This is a genomic window from Plantibacter sp. M259 (assembly GCF_006065115.1).
In the GTDB taxonomy this organism is placed as follows: Bacteria; Actinomycetota; Actinomycetes; order Actinomycetales; family Microbacteriaceae; genus Plantibacter; species Plantibacter auratus.
Genome location: NZ_CP040750.1, coordinates 2731847 through 2746954, shown reverse-complemented (window position 1 = coordinate 2746954; position 15108 = coordinate 2731847). Strand labels below are relative to the sequence as shown.

Below are 15108 nucleotides of genomic sequence, written 5' to 3'. Positions count from 1 at the left end.
GCCCGGCACCCACGGGTGTCGGGCCATCCGGCCTGAGCGACCGCGATATCGTTCACCGCATGGACATCAGACTCGAGAACGTCGGGATCGCGGTCCGCGACCTCGAGGCGACCATCGCCTTCTTCACGGACCTGGGGCTGAGCGTGGTCGGCCGCGACACGGTGAGCGGCGAGTGGGCGGACACGGCCGTGGGCCTCGATGGCAACCACGCGAAGATCGCCCTGCTGCAGACGCCGGACGGTCGCGGCCGCCTCGAACTCTTCGAGTACCTCCACCCGGCCGCGATCGAGACGGAGCCGACCCTGCCGAACGAGATCGGCATGCACCGGGTCGCGTTCGCCGTCGACGACATCGACGAGGCGCTGGCGATCGCCGCCAGGCATGACTGCCACCCGCTCCGCGGTGTCGCCGACTATCAGGGCGTCTACCGGCTCAGCTACGTCCGCGGTCCGAGCGGCATCATCGTCATGTTCGCCCAAGCGATGCAACCGCAGGGAGTCGACGAGTCGGCCTGACCTCAGTCGTCGATCGACTCCGTGAGGGCGCGGACGATGGCCGGGAGCGTGCGCATCGCCAGCTCGCGCGGTGAGCCCTCATCGCCGTCCGGATCCATGAGCACAGCGGTCTGGATGGCCGACTCGTAGAGGGCGACGACAATGTTCGCGATGTCGGGCGTGGGGATCGTGAACCGGACGTGTGCCAGTCCGGCCGCCTGGTCGAGCCACGCGGCGAGCTGTCGGCCCGCGCTCTCCTGGTGCTGGAGGTAACGGGCTGCGACGTCGGCGTCGCGCATCGCCAGCATCCGGAACTCCGACTGGACGAGGCACCAGCGGCGGTCATCGGGCTGGAGCTCGAGGAAGGCACGGATCAGAGCCTCGAGCGAACCCTCGGTGTAGCGGCCCGCTGCATCGAGGAGCGACGGGCTGACCGCCTGCAGTCCGGCCTCCAGACGATCGAGTCGGAGCTGGTTCTCGCGTGACTCGAGGGCGAAGAACAGCTCCTCCTTCGAATCGAAGTTGGAGTAGAAAGCGCCGCGCGTGAAGCCCGCGCGCTCACTGATCTGCTCGACCGACGCCGCGTGCACGCCGAACTCGGCGAAGACCTCGTAGGCGGCGTCGACGAGTCGCTCCCTGGTGCGTTGCCGACGGGCCGATTCGACCGGGGCCTCGTCGTTCTGGGACTCGACTCCTTCGCGCACGTGCATCCTGACACCTTACTGACAGCTTCTCCGGCCCCTTGCCGATACACGATTGTATCGAATACAGTCGTGTATCGGATACACCGCTGTATCGAATCTGTCCGAACCTCGGTCGGCCCGACTGCGGGCAGCGTGCCGACACCACTAGGAGCGACGCGTGTCCTCTCTGCTGTACACCCTCGGCCGTTGGGCGTTCCGCGCGCGGAAGCTCGTGCTGATCCTGTGGATCGCCGTGCTCGCCGTCGCGGGCGGTGGCGCACTGCTGTTCAACCAGGGAACCGACAACGCCTTCTCCATCCCCGGCACGGAGTCCCAGGAGGCCCTCGACTCCCTGGAGCACACCTTCCCGCAGGTGAGCGGCGCATCCGCTCAGATCGTCGTCGTCGCACCCGCCGGCGACACCGTCGACGACGCCGACGTCCGGTCCGCCATCGACGACGCCATCACCTCGCTCGGTCGGATCGACCAGGTCGAGCAGGCGGTCTCACCCTTCGACGAGAACATCACCGGCGCCGTCTCCGACGACCAGCGGGCCGCCCTCATCTCGATCCAGTTCGACAGCGCCCAGTCGGACATCACCGCCGGCACGGTCTCCGGCCTCGAGCGAGCAGAGGCGGCCCTCGCCGAGAGCCTGCCGGCCGGCGCGCAGTCGTCGCTCGGCGGTCAGCTGTTCAGCAACAGCCTGCCCACCCTGAGCCTCATCGAGCTCATCGGCGTCGTCGTCGCCCTCGTCGTCCTCGTCCTCACCTTCGGCTCCTTCCTCGCCGCCGGCATGCCCCTCATCACCGCGCTGCTCGGCGTCGGCATCTCGATGGCCCTCATCTTCGTCGCGACGGTCTTCGGGCCGATCTCCTCGACCACTCCGATGCTCGCGCTCATGCTCGGTCTCGCCGTGGGCATCGACTACGCCCTCTTCATCATCTCGAGGCACCAGGACGGCCTGCGCTCCGGCCTTGATCCGGAGGAGTCCACAGCGCGTGCGACCGCCACGGCCGGCTCAGCGGTCATCTTCGCCGGACTCACCGTGATCATCGCCCTGCTCGGGCTCGCCGTCGCGAACATCCCGTTCCTCACGACGATGGGTGTCGCCGCGGCGGTCGGCGTCGCGATCGCGGTGGTCATCTCACTCACCCTCATCCCGGCCATGCTCGGCTTCGCCGGCAACCGACTTCGCCCGAAGACGAGGCGCGTCAAGCGGCAGGCCCAGCCCCGTCGGTCGGTCCCTGAGCCACAACACCCGGTCCCTGAGCCACAACACCCGGTCCCTGAGCCACAACACGCGGTCCCTGAGCCTGTCGAAGGGCACCCCAACCGCTTCTTCCTCGGCTGGGTACGCGGCGTCACCCGACTCCCCATCGTCACGATCATCGCCGTCGTCGCCGTCCTGGGGGCCCTCGCCATCCCCGCCCTGTCGCTGCGACTCGCCCTGCCCGACGCCGGTTCCCTTCCGGAGGGTGACAGTGCACGGACCACCTACGACCTCGTGTCCGAACACTTCGGGGAGGGGTTCAACGGCCCGCTCGTCGTCACCGGAAGCATCGTCGGCAGCACCGACCCGCTCACACTCATGACCGACCTCAAGCAGGAGATCGAAGGACTCGACGGCGTCGCCGCCGTCCCCCTCGCCACCCCGAACGCGACGGCCGACACCGGCATCATCCAGGTCATCCCGAGCGGCAGCCCCGACTCCCAGGCGACGAAGGACCTCGTCGCCGAGATCCGCGGGCTCCACCAGTACTTCCAGGACGAGTACGACGTCGACCTCCAGGTCACCGGGTTCACCGCCATCGGCATCGACATCTCCGACCGCCTCGGCGGCGCCCTCCTCCCCTTCGGCCTGATCGTCGTCGGCCTGTCGCTCGTGCTCCTGACGATGGTCTTCCGTTCCATCTGGGTCCCGATCAAGGCGACCCTCGGCTACCTGCTGTCGGTCGCCGCGTCGTTCGGCGTCGTGGCCCTCGTCTTCGAGCACGGCGTGTTCGCCGAGGCGCTCCACGTCGCCAGGACCGGTCCCGTGATCAGCTTCATGCCGATCATCCTCATGGGTGTCCTCTTCGGGCTCGCGATGGACTACGAGGTCTTCCTCGTCTCCCGGATGCGCGAGGACTTCGTCCACTCGGGACTCGCGAAGCGATCCGTCGAGACCGGTTTCCTCGGCTCGGCGAAGGTCGTCACCGCCGCAGCCGTCATCATGTTCGCGGTGTTCGCCGCCTTCGTGCCGGAGGGTGACACGAACATCAAACCCATCGCCCTCGGGCTCGCGGTCGGGGTCTTCGTCGACGCGTTCATCGTGCGCATGACCCTCGTGCCGGCGGTGCTCGCGCTCCTCGGCGACCACGCCTGGTACCTGCCGACCTGGCTCGACCGCATCCTGCCGTCGTTCGACGTCGAGGGCGAGGGCCTGCAGCGCGAACTCGAGTTGCGCGAGTGGCGCAACGGCGACGAGGTCGCGATCGCCGCCGCCGGCGTCACGCTCGCCGGTGCGGACGGACCGCTGTACTCCGACGTCGACACGACGGTCGCCGTCGGCGGCGTGCTCGCCGTGCAGGGTGCCCGGCCGGTCTCGGTCACGGCCCTGCTGCTGACGCTGGCTGGCCGCCTCGAACCCGACCACGGGCGACTCAAGGTCGCCGGGCTGGTCCTACCCGTCCGCGCCGGTGCCGTCCGGTCCCGCGTCGCGTACGTCCGCCTGGACCACGGTGAACCCGTTCAGACGCTCGCCTCGGCGCTGGCCGAACGCCCCGCCGTCATCGTCCTCGACGGCGTCGACACCGTGCCCGACGACGACACGAGACGCGGACTGTACGAGCGCCTCCTGGCGGCGACCAGAGCCGCGGAGCACACACGCCGGCCGCTCACGATCGTCGTCGGCACCGCGGACGCGTCCTCGCTCGCCGGCGTCCTGCCGACCACGGCCGCCGAGGTACTCGACCTCGACCGTGCCGCCCCCACCCCCACCGCCATCGCTGAATCGAAGGTCGACGCATGAGCACCATCCTGAACCGCCTCGAACGGGCCCGCTCCGGCAAGGGCGTCACGGTCGTCTCGATCATCGGCCTCATCCTCGTGCCGCTCGTCATCGCGGGCGGACTCGTCTGGGCACTGTGGAATCCGGCGGAACGACTCGGTCAGGTGACCGCCGCCATCGTGAACGACGACAAGCCGGTGACCGTCGACGGCCAGACCGTGCCGCTCGGACGCCAGCTCTCCGCAGGTCTCGTCGACGGCGACCAGGAGACCAACTACACCTGGGTCATCACCGACGCGTCCGACGCGAAGGCGGGACTCGCCGACGGTTCGTACACGGCCGTCGTGACCATCCCCGAGAACTTCTCGAAGGCCGCGACGTCCTTCTCGGGCGACGCCGCCGACGCCGAGCGCGCCCGCCTCGACGTCACGACGAGCGACCGCAGCAAACTCGTCGACGACGCCATCTCGCAGACCATCACGCAGACCGCGGCCTCGCTCCTCGGTCGACAGCTCACCACTACCTACCTCGAGAACGTCTACGTCGGGTTCAACACCCTCCACGACCAGCTCGGTGAAGCCGCCGACGGCGCGAAGCAGCTCTCGACGGGCGGACTCTCGCTCGCGCAGGGTGCGCAGCAACTCGCGAACGGCACCACGCAGCTGGCCACGGGCGCCACGCAGCTCTCGTCAGGCGCGACGCAGCTGAGCGACGGGGCCGGGCAGTTGTCGAACGGTCTCTCCGCGCTGTACGCCGGCACACAGCCCGACGCATCGACCGGCAGCCCCGGGCTCGTCCCCGGTGCGGCAAAGATTGCCGGCGGTGCGAAGGAGCTGGCGGACCGCGTCTCGCAGCTCTCGACCGCCGCAGACGGTACGGCCGCCGCGACCACGCAAGTGGCACAGCAGCTCGCACTGCTCAGCGCCGGATGCGCCGCCTCCGGCGCGTCCGAGAAGTACTGCGAAGGAATCGCGCAACTCGCCACGACCAGCAACGTGATCGCGAACGGCGGTTCCCTCGACCCCTCGAACCCATCGGTCGAGTACCCAGGGACCACGGCACTCGCGGCTGGCACCACGGCGATCGCCTCCGGAGCGCAGGAACTGTCGACCGGTGCGGCGACCTTCTCCGCGAGCCTTCCCACGCTGGTGGACGGCATCGCCACCATCAACGCCGCTGCGGCACAGGTCGCGTCGGGTGCGTCCGCACTCGCCGACGGCGCGGCGCAGTCGGCGACCGGCACGACCCAGCTCGCCGACGCGTCGAACCAGCTCGCGTCGGGGGCAGGGACCCTGTCCGGCGGGATCACCTCGCTCGCGTCCGGTCTGCAGAGCGCGGTCGACAGTCTGCCGACCTACACGAGCTCCGACCGGCAGACGCTCGCGGACGTCGTGGCCGACCCGGTCTCGGCCGGTGACTCGGCGACCGTGTCCTTCGGCACGAACAGCGCTCCCTTCTACGCCGTCCTCGCCCTCTGGCTGGGTGCGCTCGCCAGTTTCCTCGTGCTGCGACCGGTGCCCACGCGGGCGTTCGGATCCACCCGCTCATCGCTGCGACTCGCGCTCAGCGCCTTCGTGCCGGCCGGAGCGATCGGGATGCTGCAGGGCCTGCTCGTCGCCGTCATCACCGCACCACTGCTGGACCTCGACGCGGGCGGCTGGCTCGGCTTCGCCGGGGTCGCCGTCCTCGCGGGGCTCGTCTTCGCCGCCGCGAACCAGGCGCTGAACGCGCTGTTCGGCGGCGCGGGTCGGTTCATCTCGATGATCGTCGCGCTCATCGGTCTGGCGACCGGGATCATCACGACCGCTCCGCAGGTGCTGGACCAGATCCTCGCCTTCCTGCCGATCGCACCGGCGCTCGGCGGCCTGCAGGCGATCGCGATCGGTGACACGGGAGCCGCGGCCGGCGTCGTCGGCCTCGTCCTCTGGCTCCTCGGATCGCTCGCCGCGACGACGTTCGCGATCGCGCGGGCGAGGACCACCTCGGTGAAGGCCCTCGTCCCGGCCGTCGCCTGATGCCGGCCGAGAACCCCGCCGGTAGGCTGGGGTGATGAGCAGCAGCGAAGACCGGGAACTGGCCGAATGGGGCGAGCAGCGCAAGCGTCGTCAGCGGCTCATCGCCTGGGTCCTCGTCGTCGCGCTCGTCCTCGGTGGAGGCGGCGCGACCGTCCTCGGCTTCATCTTCAACTAGCCGACCGCCCTCCCGGCTCGGCTGCCAGCGCGGTGCGCTGACGCGAGCGCACCCCACACGCGCGAGCGAGGGTATCCGGAGGGTCGCGCTCACGCTCCGGACCCGCGCCCACGCCCACGCCGGAACGGAGCATCTCGGGTCAGCGCACCGCGCTGGCGCCGGAACCCGACGTCTCGGGCCAGCGCGGTGCGCTGACCGCCGTCAGGGCCTGGCGTCGTGCAAGTCGCGCTGCTTCACGATGCGGTCCGGGTTCGCCGGGCGCATACCGACGATGATCTTGCCCCGCGCGTGCAGCCGCTCGAGATCCTCGAAGGCGTCGACGATCAGGTCGAACGGGTAGAACGCCGAGACGACGACCTTCAGCGCGTGGTCGCCGGCGTATTCCGCAAGCCGCTGCAACTGCTTGGTGGCGTGGGCGGCGAACTCCTCGTCGGGGTCGAGTGCCGAGAGCTCGATCGCCTTCCGGTCCTCGCTCGAACGGTACTTCTCCGGTGCGACGCCGAGTTCGAACGCGAGTTCCTGCCCGTCCTGACCGAAGTTGTCGATGAACGCCGTCACGCCGTCGGGCGCGAGCTTCCGGATCCGATCGGCCATGCCCTCGCCGTAGACGACCGGTTTGACGCCCTGTTCACGGAGGAAGTCGTGGTTCCGCTCACCGCACGTGCCGATGACCCGCACGCCCGCGAACTTCGCCAGCTGCGCCTCGATGTTCCCGACGCCGCCGGCCGCCGCGGAGATGACGAGGGTGTCTCCCTGCTTGAGGTGCAGCCCGTCGAGGGTGTCGAGCGCCGTGAGTCCAGCGAGGTACAGCCCACCGGCCTCCTCCCAGCTCACGCGCTTCGGCTTTCGGACGAGGGACGACGCCGGAACGACGACCTGGGTGGCGTGCGCGCCACGGACGGCGTGGCCGATCACCTCGTCGCCCCGCTTCCAGCCCTCGACCCCGGTGCCGACCTCGCGGACGAGCCCGGCGAAGTCGCTCCCCTGCCCCGTCGGCAGCTCGATCGGCACCGTCTCGGCGAGGTGACCCTCGCGGACGAACGCCTCGATGTGGTTGATGCCGCTCGCGAGGACGTCGACCACGACCTCGCCCCATCTGGGATGCGGCATCTCGGACTCGATGAACTCGAGTACGTCGGGCCCGCCGTAGCGGGCGTAGCGGAGTGACCTCGTCGTCTGCTTCGAACCGAACATGGTTCATCATCCCGCCGGATGTCGCTAGACGATCCAACTATCAGCCAGCTTGCAGGTTCGGACGATCGAGCACTGTCGTCCAGTGAAACATCAGCAGTTCTGTCTAGAATGACGGAATGCCACGTCGCCGAACCGTTCCCGTCCGCAGGTCAGCTCTGCTCGCCGCCGCCCTCGTCCTCTCCCTCGGAGCCTGCGCTTCACCGGCCGCTTCGCCATCGACACCGACGCCGACACCTCCTCCCGCGGCGAGCGCACAGACCGCGCTCGGCTCATCGCCGTCCTACCTCCAGGGGCCCACCGACACCGCGACGGTGACGGTCGTGGAGTTCTTCGACTTCCAGTGCCCGCCCTGCGGTCGACTCGCCCCCGTCCTCGAGCAGCTCGCCGACGACTACGCCGGTCAGGTCGACTTCGTCGCCCGCAACTACCCGCTCCCGATGCACGACAACGCGATGTCCGCTGCGATCGCCGGCGAGGCGGCCGCACAGCAGGGGGCGTTCGACGACTACTACAGCGCGGTCTTCGAACAGCAGGCGGCCTGGTCCGAACTCAGCGCGGGCGAAGCCATGCAGACCTTCCGGGTCATCGCCGAATCCCTCGACCTCGACCTCGCAGCCTGGGATGCGGCCGTCGCCGACCCGGCCACGCGAGCCGCGGTCCAGGAGGACCTCGACGACGGAGCGGCACTCGGCGTCCGCGGAACCCCGAGCCTGTTCATCGACGGCGTCCAGACCACGCCAAGCAGCGCCGACGACCTGAGACGGGCCATCGACGCCGCGCTCGACGCTGCAGGAGACTGACCGCCGGCGCGGCTCAGCCCTTGACCGCTCCGGCCGTCAGGCCCTGCACGATGTACCGGCTCGCGAAGGCGAACAGCACCATCGTCGGGATGATGGTCAGCACGGCCGCCGCCGACATTGAACCCCAGTCGATGTTGTAGCTCGTGATGAAGCCGTTGAGCGCCGTCGGGATCGTCTTGTTCGCGTCACTGTTGATGAGGGTCACCGAGAGGAACAGCTCGTTCCAGCAGTTCACGAAGTTGAAGATGAACGCCGCGACGATGCCGGGCTTCAGCACCGGGACGAGCACCCGGAAGAGCGCGCCGAACCGCGAGCAGCCGTCGATCATGGCCGCCTCCTCGAGGGCGTCGGGGATGTTCTCGAAGAACCCGCGCAGCATGACGGTGCAGAACGGGATGCACACCGCGATGTAGATGAGGATGAGCCCGAACCGGTTGTCGACGAGCTTGAGCTGCGTCATCAGCAGGTAGAGCGGTCCGAGGGCGATGAACGACGGGATCATCTGCGTCGCGAGGAACGCCAGCAGGATCGCCCCCTTGCTGCGGAACTCGAACCGTGCCAGCACGTAGGCGGACAGCATCGAGATGAACGTCGCGACGACCGCCGCGATCGTCGCCACGATGAGGCTGTTGACGACGTAGGTGCCGAACTGCGCCTTGCTGAACAGGCCGAGGTAGTTCTCGACCGAGAACACCTCCGGCCAGTACGTCAGCGGGTAGGAGAAGATCGCGCCCGGCTTCTTGAACGAGGTGACGACGATCCAGTACAGCGGGAACACCGTGATGACGAGCCAGAGCCCGAGGAAGAGGAACTTGACGACCTTCGCCGTCTGCGTCTCCTTGTCGATCATGCCTTCACCTTCTTCTCACGCATGGACAGCAGGTAGAACGCGGTGAACACCAGCAGGATCGCGACGACGATGAGGCCGATCGCGGAGGCCCGGCCGTAATCGCCGCGCTGGGTGGTCGCGATCATCCAGGTGGTGAGGATGTGGGTCTGGTTCGCCGGACCACCGCCCGTCATGCCGTAGATGATGTCGGGGAAGTTGAAGATCCAGATGACCCGGAGCAGCACGGTGAGCGCGAGCGTCGTGCGGATGTACGGGATGGTGATCTGGAAGAGCATGCGCGCCTTGCCCGCGCCGTCGAGCGCCGCGGCCTCGAAGAGGTCCTCCGGCACTGACTGCAGGGCGGCGAGGATCATGATCGCGAAGAAGGTGACGCCGTACCAGACGTTCGCCACGATGACGGCGAACATCGCGGTGTTCGGGTCGGCCAGCCACGGGATCGGGGTGTCGATGAGCCCGACCTTCTGGAGCAGGTCGTTGATCACGCCGAACTCGCTGTTGAACATCCAGCGGAACAGGATGCCGATGAGGAAGCCCGAGATGGCCCATGGGAAGAAGATCATCGCCTGGTAGAGGCCGCGGAACCGGAACTTCCGGCGCAGCCACAGGGCGATGCCGAAGCCGATGACGAACTGCGGGACGATCGAGGCCACCACCCAGAGCACGGTGTTCGCGACGACCTTGCCGAAGGCGGGGTCGGCGAAGACGGCCAGGAAGTTGGCGAAGCCCACCCAGGAGGTGTCGGTGAGGTTGGCGAGGTTCCAGTTGCGGAACGCCATCTGGGAGCCGGCGATCATCGGGTAGTAGATGAAGATCGCCACGAAGATGAACGCGGGGGCGAGGAAGGCGAGGAGGCCGAAGCCGCGGCGCACCGTGAAGGTGCGCCGCCGACGCCCACCGGCGGTCCGCGAGGGACCGGCCGGGGGTGTCGGGGTCGCAGGCTGCTGCCTGCGACCCGCTTCGTCAGTGGTGGTCGTCATGGACGGTTACTCGCTCTTCCACTTCTCGGTCCAGTACTCGTCCCAGCCCGCGAGGAGCTTCTCCGGCGTCAGCTGGCCGATGAGGACCTGCTGGATCTCGGAGTCGGACTTCTGGATCCACTCGGTCCACCAGGAGGAGCCGCGCGGCTGCGTGACGCTCAGGTAGGTGTCCGGGTTCTCGTTCATCGTGACGTAGCTGGCCCACGGGCCGGTCTTGTAGAAGTCGCTGTCCGCCGCGCTCTTCACGATCGGGACGAGGCTGTTCTCCTGGGCGAACGTGGTGGCCTGCTTGTCCTCGGAGAGGAACTCGATGAGCTTCGCGGCCTCGGCCTTGTGCTCGCTCGACGCGGCCGTGCCCCAGCCCGCGGTCGCCATGGGCTGCGCGGCCTTGCCGGTCGGACCGGTCAACAGCGGAGCGGTGCTCCACTGCTCGGCCGTGATCGCCTCGGACTGCTCGACGGTCGCGATGACCTCCGGGTCCTGCAGGAGGAACGCGGTCGAACCGTTCGAGAAGCCTTCGACCATCTCGGGGTAGCCCCACGCGACGGACGACGGCGGCGAAGCTTCCTTGAAGAGGTCGAAGTAGGTGTTGACGGCGTCGAGCGCCTCCGGTGCGGAGAAGATCGTGTCGCCGTTGGTCAGCTTGAACGCGTTCTCGGTGTCGAGGTCGTCGGCGACGTAGGCTTCGATGGCCGCGACGACGTTGCTGTTCGCGTTGGTGCCGCCACGGAAGGCGTAGCCGAACTGGTTCTTCGAGGGGTCCTGGATCGCCGAGGCCTGCTCGAGGAGGTCGTCCCAGCTCGTCGGGGCCCGTCGAAACCGGCCTCCTTGATGAGGTCGGTGCGGTAGAACAGGCTCAGCCCGTAGAAGCCGTAGGGCACGTAGTAGACCTTGCCGTCCTCGCCCTTCGCGTACTTCGTCGCGTTGTCGGTGAGGTCGTCCCAGCCCTTCCAGTCCTCGAGCTCGCCGCTCATGTCGTCGAGCCAGCCGTTAGTGGAGAACGGACCGACGGTGATGTCGCGGACCTCGAGCACGTCGACGCCGGAGCCGGACTGCAGCATCTGGGTGATCTTCTGGTCGGCCTGGTCGGTCGGCGGCGAGATGAGCTCGACCTTGATCTTCGGGTTGTCGGCCTCGAAGTCCGCGATGAGCGACTTCAGGACCTCGGTCCGGGCGGGGTTGGTCAGGCTCTCGACCATCTGCAGGGTGACGGTGCCGTCGCTCGCGCCGCCGGCACAGGCCGACAGGGCGAGGCCGGTGACGACGGACAGGCCGATGGCTGCCGTTGCGCGTGACTTCCTCATGCTCGCTTCTCCTTTGAGTGGTGCTGGTGGGGGTGCTGCGGGGGTGGATGCTGTGGTGCCGGTGCGGTGCGGTGGTGCGGGTGTGGTGGTGTCGGGTCGGGCGGTTCCGCGCTCAGCTCGTGGCCGCGCGCTCCTCCTCGGCCCATCGCGCAAGCACCGGGACGGCGTGCTCGGCGAAGTGTTCGAAGTCCTCGGGGGTGTTGTAGACGTGGGTGGAGAGTCGGACGTAGCCGATACCGTCGAGGCTCGTGAACGCACCCTCGACGCCGAGCTCGGCGGACACGCGGTCGCGGAGCCCGTCGGCGGTCGCGTGGGTCGTCGCGAGGCCGGTCGGGAGCTTGACGAGCCGGAGGGCGTTGACGGGCATGCCCACGTCGACGTGGCTGTCCTCGCCGGTGATGGCGGTCACGGCGTCGGCGACCACCTCGACGGCGTAGTCGGCGAGCTCGGTCATGTAGTCCCTGGCTGCCGACCATCCCCACATGTCCTCGATGAACCCGAGCGACGTCGCCGCGGCGAGGTAGCTCGTGACGTCGACCGTGCCCTGGGTGTCGAAGCGCTGCGGGAACGGGTACGGGGAACCCCAGGAGTCGATGAGCGGGTAGAGCTCCTGCGCGAGCGGGCTGCGGGCGACGAGGACGGCGGCACCGCGAGGGGCGCACCCGAACTTGTGCAGGTTGCCGACCCAGAAGTCGCAGTCGAGGTCGCGCATGGGGTCGGCGTACAGGCCGGGGACGTGAGCGGCGTCGACAAGGGTGGGGATGCCGGCGGCACGGGCGGTGGCGGCGATCTGCTGGACGGGCAGGAGTCGGGCGGTCGGCGAGGTGATCTGGTCCATCACGATGAGGGCCGTGCGGTCGCTGAACTCGGCGACGACGGCGTCGTGGGCGGTCTGCGCGTCGGCGTCGAGCGGGATGCGGGCGGTCCGGACGGTGCCGCCCCAGCGTCGCGCGAGTCGCTCGGCACCCATCGTGACCGCGCCGTAGCCGTGGTCGGTGACGATGATCTCGAGGCCGCGCTGCACGGGGAGGCTGGAGAAGACGACGCTCGCCCCGGCGCTCGCGTTCGGAACCATGGCGAGCTGGTCGACCGACGCCCCGAGGAAGTCGGCGATCCCGACACGGGCCGCGCCGACCTTGGCCGGGAGGGCCGGGAACCAGGTGAGGGGTGCCGCCTCCATCTCGCGGCGGAGGGCCTGCTGGTGCTCCTGCGCGACGATCGGGACCGCCCCGAAGGATCCGTGGTTGATGTGACGCTTGGTCGGATCCAGCGTCCACCCGGCCGTTGCCGGTCGGCCGTCGCCGAGCGTGAGCGGCGCTGGCCGTGCGATGGTGCGAGTGTCCACAGTGACGTTCCTCCGAGTCGATTATGCAGTGGATTGTCCGATAACCATAGGGGCAACGTTTGATGACTTGGGTTTCTGTCGTGTTACAAGTGATCGCTCGGGTCGTTTCGGGATCGAGTCATCAGATGACTCGCCTTTCGAACATGGAGTCGTCGGACGTCTATCGCTCCGCGGCAACTCGCGGATCACCGGTGAGGGGCCGCTACGATGGCGGGACGACCCCTGAGGAGGAGCCGCATGTCCGCAGTCGACACCGCGTTCCACGGCCTGCGACACATGATCGCGTCGGGACGGCTCGTGGCGGGGCAGCGGTTCCCGGCCGAGAACGAGCTCTGCGACGAACTCGGCGTGTCCCGCGGGTCCCTGCGTGAGGCCGTCCGCATGCTGGCCGCCCTCGGGATCATCGAGTCGCGGCACGGCTCGGGCACCTACGTGTCGATGCTCCGGCCCGAGGAGATCATCGGCAGCCTGTCGCTCACGGTCGACCTCCTCCCCCTCGACGGTCTCCTGCAGATGTACGAGCTGCGGCGGGTGCTGGAGACCCATGCCACTTCGCAGGCGGCTGCTCGCGCGAGCGACGAGGTGCGCGCCGAACTCGCCGAACTCGTGGAGGCGATGGAACGCACGACCGACCCCGCCGAGTCCAGCGAGCTGGACCACCGGTTCCACGAACTCATCGCACGGACGGCCGGGAACGCCACACTGACGGCCCTGCTGCAGGTCTTCCGGTCGCGCTCACGTGCCTACGACGTCTTCAGCCTGCCCGCCGGCGACGAGCTGCGTCGGGTCAGCAACCGCGGACACCGGGCGATGACCGAGGCGATCATCTCGCGCGATCCCGTCGGGGCGGCCGGGGCGGCGTCGGCGCACGTCGCGCAGACCGAGGAATGGTTGCGCGTCCTCCAACCGCCGGCCACCCCCGCCGACTGAGTTCGGTTTGCGCCAGCGCGGTGCGCTGACGTCAGCGCGGGTCTGTGGCGCGAGCGCGGGTCTCCGGAGGGGTGCGCTCAGCGCCATGCCCCGCAGCCACGCCGGTTGAGGCGCAGTCACGCGAGCACACCGCGCTGGGGCCGATTCCCCCGCGCTCGTGCCAGCGCGGTGCGCTGACGGCTGTGGTCAGGAGGCCGGGAGGATGGGCGTGCCGATGAGCCGCTCGAGGTCGGTCCAGAGCGCCGCCGCGACGTCCCGGTCGGTCGTGATCGCCGCAGGGGTCTGCCGCACGGCGTCACCCTTCGTGAGCCACTGGGGACCGAAGAACCAACCACCGTCGGCTGACTCGTCGGTGACCGCTCGGAGCGTCGGCTCGGCACCACGCTGCTTGCTCTGCGCGTAGACGGACTGCAGGGTGTCGGAGAAGCGGCGCCCACGGGTCGGCTCGTTGACGCCGGGGACGCGACGGTCGAGTCCGTTGACCGAGTAGCCGGGGTGCGCGACGAGCGCCCGGACGGTGCTGTGCGACGCCGCGAGCCGGCGGTCGAGCTCGAAGCCGAGCGACGAGAGGGCGATCTTCGACTGGGCGTACGCCTGCCAGCCGCTGTACCCGTCCCGCAGTTGCAGGTCGTCGCCGTGGAACCGGACGAGCAGGGTGGAGAGGCTTCCGAGGAGCACGACGCGCGGCGCGGAATCGTGCGCATCCGCCGTGCGCTGCAACACCGGCAGTGCCTCGGCGAGCAGGGCGGCGTGGCCCACGACGTTCGTCGCGAAGACCAGCTCGATGCCGTCGGCCGTCTCCTGCCGCTCCTTCGGCATGTGCACCATGCCGGCGTTCGCGACGAGGGCGTCGAGTCGGTCGAGGCCCGCGAGTCGCTCGCCCGCCGAACGCACCGAGTCGAGCGAGGAGGTGTCGAACGGGAGATGGCCGAGTCGGGCATCGGGCACCTTCACCCGGATCGCGCGCATCGCCGCCTGGGTCTTGGTCGCACTCCGCGATGCGAGGATGACCTCCGCGCCCGCTCGCGCGAGCCCGAGGCTCGTCCAGAAGCCGAGGCCGGCGTTCGCTCCGGTGACGAGGACGACGCGTCCGGTCTGATCGGGCAGGGAGTCGGCGTTCCAGGTCATGGACTCATGATGGCGCAGGACGCTGGACACCGCCCGAAGAAGCGTCACCCCTTGCCCAGGCCCACTCGAGGTGTCAGCGCGGTGCGCCGACGTGACCGCACGCGAACCGGGCCCAGCAGGGACGAACGGGCTTGACCGCACACGAACGGGCGTGACCGCAGGCCACACGCGTGGGCGCGGCCCTCCGGAGACCCGCGCTCACGCCACAGACCCGCGCTCGCGTC

General features: G+C 69.0%; 13 protein-coding genes and 1 pseudogene. 6 read left to right on the top strand and 8 right to left on the bottom strand.

The features are described 5' to 3' along the window. Nucleotides 1–59: 59 nt before the first annotated feature. Nucleotides 60–515: a VOC family protein gene (locus tag FGL15_RS12865; protein ID WP_138946336.1), complete on the top strand. Its 456-nt coding sequence runs from the start codon at nucleotides 60–62 to the stop codon at nucleotides 513–515. Nucleotides 516–517: 2 nt separating this feature from the next. On the opposite strand, the gene FGL15_RS12860 is transcribed toward FGL15_RS12865, so the two are convergent. After that, on the bottom strand, nucleotides 518–1198 hold the full coding sequence (locus FGL15_RS12860; protein WP_168223396.1) for a TetR/AcrR family transcriptional regulator: 681 nt from the start codon (nucleotides 1196–1198) through the stop codon (nucleotides 518–520). Nucleotides 1199–1355: 157 nt separating this feature from the next. Between FGL15_RS12860 and FGL15_RS12855 the strand changes: the two genes are divergently transcribed. The 3 genes from FGL15_RS12855 to FGL15_RS20370 are packed head-to-tail and all read left to right on the top strand — an operon-like array spanning nucleotide 1356 to nucleotide 6356. Next, on the top strand, nucleotides 1356–4187 hold the full coding sequence (locus tag FGL15_RS12855) for an MMPL family transporter (RefSeq protein WP_138946334.1): 2832 nt from the start codon (nucleotides 1356–1358) through the stop codon (nucleotides 4185–4187). Continuing rightward, on the top strand, nucleotides 4184–6181 hold the full coding sequence (locus FGL15_RS12850) for a YhgE/Pip domain-containing protein (protein WP_138946333.1): 1998 nt from the start codon (nucleotides 4184–4186) through the stop codon (nucleotides 6179–6181). Before FGL15_RS12855 ends, FGL15_RS12850 begins: the two co-directional genes overlap by 4 nt. A 34-nt stretch (nucleotides 6182–6215) precedes the next feature. Further along, a complete protein-coding gene (locus FGL15_RS20370; RefSeq protein ID WP_162852291.1) occupies nucleotides 6216–6356 on the top strand; it encodes a hypothetical protein in 141 nt (46 codons plus the stop codon). A 201-nt stretch (nucleotides 6357–6557) separates the two neighbouring features. Here FGL15_RS20370 and FGL15_RS12845 read toward each other — a convergent pair whose 3' ends face one another. Beyond that, a complete protein-coding gene (locus FGL15_RS12845) occupies nucleotides 6558–7550 on the bottom strand; it encodes an NADP-dependent oxidoreductase (RefSeq protein ID WP_138946332.1) in 993 nt (330 codons plus the stop codon). A gap of 116 nt (nucleotides 7551–7666) precedes the next feature. Between FGL15_RS12845 and FGL15_RS12840 the strand changes: the two genes are divergently transcribed. Next, nucleotides 7667–8350 carry a thioredoxin domain-containing protein gene (locus FGL15_RS12840; protein WP_138946331.1) on the top strand — a complete coding sequence of 228 codons (684 nt, stop codon included), beginning with the start codon at nucleotides 7667–7669 and terminating at the stop codon, nucleotides 8348–8350. 13 nt (nucleotides 8351–8363) lie between these two features. On the opposite strand, the gene FGL15_RS12835 is transcribed toward FGL15_RS12840, so the two are convergent. The 5 genes and pseudogenes from FGL15_RS12835 to FGL15_RS12820 all read right to left on the bottom strand — a co-directional run bounded on the left by FGL15_RS12835 (nucleotide 8364) and on the right by FGL15_RS12820 (nucleotide 12826). Continuing rightward, entirely contained in the window at nucleotides 8364–9200 is an 837-nt protein-coding gene (locus FGL15_RS12835) for a carbohydrate ABC transporter permease (RefSeq protein WP_138946330.1), read from the bottom strand. Continuing rightward, nucleotides 9197–10177 carry a carbohydrate ABC transporter permease gene (locus tag FGL15_RS12830; RefSeq protein ID WP_138946329.1) on the bottom strand — a complete coding sequence of 327 codons (981 nt, stop codon included), beginning with the start codon at nucleotides 10175–10177 and terminating at the stop codon, nucleotides 9197–9199. Before FGL15_RS12830 ends, FGL15_RS12835 begins: the two co-directional genes overlap by 4 nt. A gap of 6 nt (nucleotides 10178–10183) precedes the next feature. Continuing rightward, the gene (locus tag FGL15_RS21535) at nucleotides 10184–10945 is read right to left on the bottom strand and encodes an extracellular solute-binding protein (protein ID WP_370282224.1); all 762 of its coding nucleotides are present in this window, start codon (nucleotides 10943–10945) and stop codon (nucleotides 10184–10186) included. Between the two features lie 101 nt (nucleotides 10946–11046). Further along, nucleotides 11047–11376: pseudogene (locus tag FGL15_RS21530) on the bottom strand (extracellular solute-binding protein); the annotation flags it as partial. A gap of 217 nt (nucleotides 11377–11593) precedes the next feature. Next, nucleotides 11594–12826 (bottom strand): aminotransferase class V-fold PLP-dependent enzyme, encoded by a 1233-nt coding sequence (locus FGL15_RS12820; RefSeq protein ID WP_138946328.1) that lies wholly within the window; start codon nucleotides 12824–12826, stop codon nucleotides 11594–11596. Between the two features lie 237 nt (nucleotides 12827–13063). Between FGL15_RS12820 and FGL15_RS12815 the strand changes: the two genes are divergently transcribed. Further along, nucleotides 13064–13756, top strand: coding sequence for a FadR/GntR family transcriptional regulator (locus FGL15_RS12815; RefSeq protein WP_071262252.1), 693 nt, complete (start codon nucleotides 13064–13066; stop codon nucleotides 13754–13756). Nucleotides 13757–13942: 186 nt separating this feature from the next. On the opposite strand, the gene FGL15_RS12810 is transcribed toward FGL15_RS12815, so the two are convergent. Beyond that, nucleotides 13943–14884, bottom strand: coding sequence for an SDR family NAD(P)-dependent oxidoreductase (locus tag FGL15_RS12810; RefSeq protein ID WP_138946327.1), 942 nt, complete (start codon nucleotides 14882–14884; stop codon nucleotides 13943–13945). Between the last annotated feature and the right edge of the window lie 224 nt (nucleotides 14885–15108).

What these genes read in the sequence shown, in the direction of transcription:
- FGL15_RS12810 (WP_138946327.1), bottom strand. Translation starts at nt 14,884, where the DNA reads ATGACCTGGAACGCCGACTCCCTGCCCGATCAGACCGGACGCGTCGTC.
- FGL15_RS12815 (WP_071262252.1), top strand. Translation starts at nt 13,064, where the DNA reads ATGTCCGCAGTCGACACCGCGTTCCACGGCCTGCGACACATGATCGCG.
- FGL15_RS12840 (WP_138946331.1), top strand. Translation starts at nt 7,667, where the DNA reads ATGCCACGTCGCCGAACCGTTCCCGTCCGCAGGTCAGCTCTGCTCGCC.
- FGL15_RS12845 (WP_138946332.1), bottom strand. Translation starts at nt 7,550, where the DNA reads ATGTTCGGTTCGAAGCAGACGACGAGGTCACTCCGCTACGCCCGCTAC.
- FGL15_RS12835 (WP_138946330.1), bottom strand. Translation starts at nt 9,200, where the DNA reads ATGATCGACAAGGAGACGCAGACGGCGAAGGTCGTCAAGTTCCTCTTC.
- FGL15_RS12830 (WP_138946329.1), bottom strand. Translation starts at nt 10,177, where the DNA reads ATGACGACCACCACTGACGAAGCGGGTCGCAGGCAGCAGCCTGCGACC.
- FGL15_RS20370 (WP_162852291.1), top strand. Translation starts at nt 6,216, where the DNA reads ATGAGCAGCAGCGAAGACCGGGAACTGGCCGAATGGGGCGAGCAGCGC.
- FGL15_RS12850 (WP_138946333.1), top strand. Translation starts at nt 4,184, where the DNA reads ATGAGCACCATCCTGAACCGCCTCGAACGGGCCCGCTCCGGCAAGGGC.
- FGL15_RS12865 (WP_138946336.1), top strand. Translation starts at nt 60, where the DNA reads ATGGACATCAGACTCGAGAACGTCGGGATCGCGGTCCGCGACCTCGAG.